The sequence below is a fragment of the Planctomycetota bacterium genome, assembly GCA_035384565.1.
GTDB lineage: Bacteria > Planctomycetota > PUPC01 > DSUN01 > DSUN01 > DAOOIT01.
Window position 1 is genome coordinate 1 of the sequence record DAOOIT010000139.1, and the last position, 5,259, is coordinate 5,259.

Consider the following 5,259-nt stretch of genomic DNA (forward strand, 5'->3'; position numbering starts at 1 on the left):
TAGATGGGCGAGAATGGGCGATTCTCGCGGTTCCGGCCATATTCGCTCATCTGCGGGATGAGCAAGTATGGGGGCGGGAATGACCGGAGCGCGTAAGGCATTGGGGCATATGGGGTTATGGGATAACCCCCGCTGGCGTCGCAGCGCCTGCCGCACGCTCCCCAGCGGCGGCCACGTCAGGACCGTCGAACCGGAGCCTCCCGCGGGTTGCGAACCCGCGGGAGGTTGGGGACGGGAGGCGAAGCGAGATGGGCTGAAGGCTGTACGCCGCAGTGGGCAGGCGCTTGACAGCCGGCCCCTGGGCGCGATAATCGCTCGGAGGAGGGAACAGGCACAGCCGCTCGTGTGGAGGCCCAGGCCATGCAGATGCCAATGAACCGATGGGAGGGCAGGGGAGCCCTGAGACGCCTGGGGGAGTTCGCCGTCAAGATCCTCGGTTTCTTCGTGATCCTCGAGCCGATCTGGATGCTGCTGCCGTTCGCGGGCTTTCTCTACGGCTCGGTGCTCCAGATCGAGCGGCTGAATCAGAGCCCCTATACGTCCTGGCTCACGCATTTCGTCTTTCCTGTGATGACGCTGGGCCCGGTGGGGCCGTTGCTGGTGGTGCTGGGCTTCGGCCTGTTCCTGGCGGGCGCGGCGCAGATCTACGGGGCGAAGCTCCGCAGGTCGGGGCTGGTCACGCGGGGCCTCTATCGGTTTGTGCGGCATCCGCAGTACATCGCACTCACGCTCTTCAGCCTTGGGGTGCTGCTGGCGTGGGGGCGCGCCCTGATGTGGCTGGCCTTTTTCCTCATGATGTTCCTGTACTACTACCTGGCGCGGAGCGAGGAGCGGACGTGCCTGCGGCTGTTCGGCGAGGCCTACGAGCGGTACCGCGAGCGGACGTCGTTCGTGATCCCGGGCGACAGGCGGCTGCGCCCCCTCGGCGAGTGGCTGGCGCGGCGCAAGCTCCCCGCCGCCGTGCGGGTGCCGCTGGCGCTCGCCTGCACGCTGGCCGTGTGCTTCGGGCTGATGTGGGGCATTGACGCGGTGAAGCGCGCGACGCAGCGCGTGCCGTATCTGACGGCCCGTGTCGAGTTGGGGCCCGCGGCTCCCTTGGCCCAGCAGGCGGCCCTGGCGGGCGGCGAGGCGGGGGGCGTGCCCTTCGCCCACTCGGGGCGGATGGTGGTCGCGCGCGGCCCGTATCGCAACGCGCAGGCGAGCGGCTTCGCCGAGCGCGTGCTGCTGCGCCTGCGGGAGTCGAAGACGCTGGCGCCATTCCTCGCCTTCCTGGACGAGGCGGAGGGCGACTGGCTCTTCGTCTTCTGCGGGCCGTACGAGGGGCCTGCCGAGGGCGGCAAGGGCGCGCCGGGCATCCAGGCGGGGGGCGGCCCGGGCGGCAGAGGCCCTGGGGCCGACCCCGGCGGCCCGGACCGCGTGCGGCTGGTGCTGATGCGGTGTTCGCTGGCGGCGGGAGCGCAGGCTTCCGATGCACTGGCCGACAAGTCCAAGCGCACCATCCGCCAGGGCTGCATCGCCCTGGCCAACCTGGGCGCGGCGGAGGGCGCCGACCTCGTGGAGGCCGACGGCAAGGCCCGCGGCCCGGGCTTCCCGGGCGAGAAGCTGTGGGACTTCTTCCTCGCGCAGTTTGCCCAGCAGGCGCCGGCGGCGGCCGGCGGCGCGAGTGCGGCGGTGCCGGGCCGCTTCGAGAGCGCCACCCTGGTGCTCGTGCAGGCGCCCATCATGAAGACGCGCCTCGAGCTGAGCAAGACCCTGCTGCTTCAGCCACAGAGCGGCCCGCCGCCGTTCGCTGTTGAACTGCGCGACCGCTTGGCCGCCTCGGCGCGGCTTCGGACCCACCTGCGCCAGGCCGGGGCCGGCGGCGACATCGTGGCCGTGGCGTTCCCGCGGCCCGGGCCGAACTGGTACCGCGAGCACCACCACGCGCCCCAGGTCAGCGTGTTCGTCATCCTGGCGCGGGTAGCGGGGGAGGGGGGGACGGACTCGCTGTTCCGCCCCGGCGGCAGGGAACTGCTGAGCGCGTTCATCGCGGACATGGACCTGGCGGTGGAGGCGCCGGACGACTGCGTGACCCGGATCACCGCCATCGGGCGGCGCCGCGATCTTGAGGAGCGGTGGCGCTTCTTCCTGAGCGGCGTAGGCGGTTGACAGGTCGAGGCGTATGTGGCGAGCGGCCGCGGCGCTCCCCGCGGCAGGGGTCGGTCCGGGACGCCTCAGGCCTCACGCGCTCTGGGCGACCCAGTGGGCCTGACGTACCCTGCGCCAGGACCTGGTTGGGTGAGCCGCCGTCGACTCTCCAACCTCCCGCGGGTTTCAAACCCGCGGGAGGCTCTGGTCCGGAAGATTCCGGCCCGAGACTCCTTGAATTCGCTGGATTCTCCGGGGACAGGCAGATTGGGGAGGCTGGGGGGCCCAAACTGCCATGCCGCCTTGACATGTCTGCCGAACCGCATAGAATTGGCGGCGGGGACACAAGAAGGGGGAAGTTCCTTCATGGTCTGGCGCTATGTGATCGGGATGGCGGTGGGCGGAGGGATCGGCTTCGGGGTCGGGTTTCTTGCCCGTGGGGGCGGCTGACCGCTGACCTGCAACCCCTACGTGAGCACGCTGGTGGGTATTCTCATCGGCGCGCTGCTCGCGGGGTGAGGTGCCGCGGGTCGGCACCCGAAGGGCCGGCGTGCCCTCGGATGGGCGGGAGCGCGAGAGACGGACAGGTGTCCAGAAGGGGGACGGTCTATTGGACATTCGTTTCCTGGGGGCTGCGCAGACGACCACGGGCTCGATGCACCTGCTCTCGGCGAACGGGCGGCGGGTGCTGCTGGACTGCGGGCTGTACCAGGGCAAGCGCAAGGAGGCGTTCGAGCGCAACCGCCACCTGCCGTTCGAGCCCCGGGAGATTGACGCGGTGGTGCTGTCGCACGCGCACATTGACCACAGCGGCAACCTGCCGACGCTGACGAAGCATGGCTACCGCGGGCGAGTGTATGCGACCCCCGCCACGGTGGACCTCTGCGATATCATGCTGCGCGACTCGGCCTACCTGCAACTGCGCGACGTGGAGTTCGTGAACAAGCGGCGCGTGCGCGACGGGAAGAACCCCTTCGAGCCGCTCTACACGCCTGAGGACGTGGACCGCCTCATGGGCCAGTTCGAGCCGGCCGGCTACGGCCGCAGCCAACAGGTGGCCGAGGGGGTCACGATCACCTTCCACGACGCGGGGCACATCCTCGGCGCGGCCCTCACCGAGATCCAGGTCCAGGAGAACGGCGCGGCCCGCCGTATCCTCTTCACGGGCGACCTGGGGCGGCCGGCCATGCCCATCCTGCGCGACCCGGTGATCGTCGAGGGCGCCGACACGCTCATCACCGAGAGCACCTACGGCAATCGCGTGCACCCGCCGATGAGCGACGTGGAGGCCAAACTCGCCGGCCTGATCAACGACGTGTGCGAGCGGAAGTCGAAGCTCATCATCCCCGCCTTCAGCGTGGGGCGCACCCAGCAGCTTCTCTACTTCCTCGACCGGCTTCACGCGAGCCGCGCGATCTGCGCGCTGCCCGTGTTCGTGGACAGCCCGCTCTCGACCCGGGCGACCGCGGTGCACGAGCGCCACCCCGAGTGCTTCGATGCGGAGACGCTCGGGCGGCTCCAGCGCGGCGGCTCGCCGTTCAGCTTCCCCGCCGTGCACTTCATCACCGAGGTGGAGGACTCGAAGGCCCTGAACGGCCGGCCCGGCCCGATGGTGATCATTTCGGCCTCGGGGATGTGCGAGGGCGGGCGCATCCTGCATCACCTGCGCAACTACATCGGCGACCCGAGCCACATCGTGCTCTTCGTGGGCTTCCAGGCCGAGAGCACGCTGGGCCGCTACCTGATCGAGGGGCACCCCACGGTGCGCATCTTCGGCGAGGAACACCGCGTGCGCGCCCGCATCGCGAAGATCAACGCCCTGAGCGCCCACGCCGACCGGACGGAGATTCTGGCCTACGTGGCCGCCGCGCGGGCGCGGCTTCAGCGGGCCTTCGTCGTCCACGGCGAGATGGCCAACGCCGAGGGCCTGGCCAGCGGCCTGCGCGAGATGGGCATCCCCGAGGTGACGATCCCGGAGCCCGGCCAGCAGGCGACGCTCTGACGGAGGGAGACCCGTGAGAGAGAAACGCTACCATCCCCCCGGGGCTCCTCCCGGCACGCTCACCGCCGCGGCCGGCAGCGTGGTCCCCAAAGCCGTCCACGTGATCCACTACAGCCCCGACATCCTCCTGGAGGCGGACATCACGTCGGCGGAGGACCTGGAGCGCTTCCGGCATATGCCAGGCGTGACGTGGGTGAACATGGACGGCTTGGGGAACGTGGACCTGTTGCGGGAGCTGGGGAAGTTCTTCCGGCTGCACGTTCTGGCGCTGGAGGATGTGTTGAACGTGCCCCAGCGGCCGAAGCTGGACGACTACGGGGACCGCCTGTTCCTGGTCGCGCACATGCTGGAGTTCGCCGCGGGCGAGCTCCAGACCGAGCAGGTGAGCCTGTTCCTCGGCGACAGCTTCGTCCTCACCATCCAGGAGACGCCGGGCGACTGCCTCGACCCGATCCGCGAGCGGCTGCGCAAGGGGGTGGGGCAGTTGCGCCGCGAGGGCGCCGACTTCCTGGCCTACGCGATCCTCGACGCGATCATTGACAACTACTTCCCCTCCCTGGAAGGCTTCGGCGAGCTGATCGAGGAGATCGAGGACGAGGTGGCCGCGCGGCCCACCCCCCACACGCTCGTCCGTGTGCACGACGCCAAGCGCCAGTTGATCAACGTGCGGCGGTGCATCTGGCCGCTGCGGGAGGTCATCAACGAACTCCTCCAGGGCGAGAGCCACCTGATCAAGAAGCCGACGCAAGTGTACCTGCGCGACTGCCACCAGCACACGGTCTACATCCTGGACCTCCTGGAGACCTATCGCGAGGTTGCTTCGAGCCTGGTGGAGGTCTACAACTCCAGCGTGAGCAACCGGCTGAATCAGGTGATGAAGATTCTCACGGTCATCGCCACCATCTTCATGCCCCTCACCTTCCTCGCGGGCATCTACGGCATGAACTTCAACACCGAGGTCTCGCCCTGGAACATGCCCGAGCTGAACTGGCGCTGGGGCTATCCCGCCTTCTGGGTGGTCAGCCTGCTCATCGTGGTGGTCATGCTCATCCTGTTCCGCCGCAAGGGCTGGCTGGGCGGGGCCGACAAGGGCTGAGCCGGCCTCTGAGCTTGCCGCCTCTCGAGCCGGG

The 5,259-nt window shown here is 69.3% G+C and carries 3 protein-coding genes; all 3 read left to right on the forward strand.

Annotation, left to right across the window (positions count from 1 at the left end):
- Positions 1–360 precede the first annotated feature (360 nt).
- Complete coding sequence (locus PLE19_23785; GenBank protein HPD17969.1) at positions 361–2,148, forward strand: isoprenylcysteine carboxylmethyltransferase family protein; 1,788 nt, start codon at positions 361–363, stop codon at positions 2,146–2,148.
- 589 nt (positions 2,149–2,737) lie between these two features.
- Positions 2,738–4,129 (forward strand): MBL fold metallo-hydrolase, encoded by a 1,392-nt coding sequence (locus tag PLE19_23790; GenBank protein HPD17970.1) that lies wholly within the window; start codon positions 2,738–2,740, stop codon positions 4,127–4,129.
- A 13-nt stretch (positions 4,130–4,142) separates the two neighbouring features.
- Entirely contained in the window at positions 4,143–5,225 is a 1,083-nt protein-coding gene (gene corA, locus PLE19_23795; protein ID HPD17971.1) for a magnesium/cobalt transporter CorA, read from the forward strand.
- Positions 5,226–5,259 lie beyond the last annotated feature (34 nt).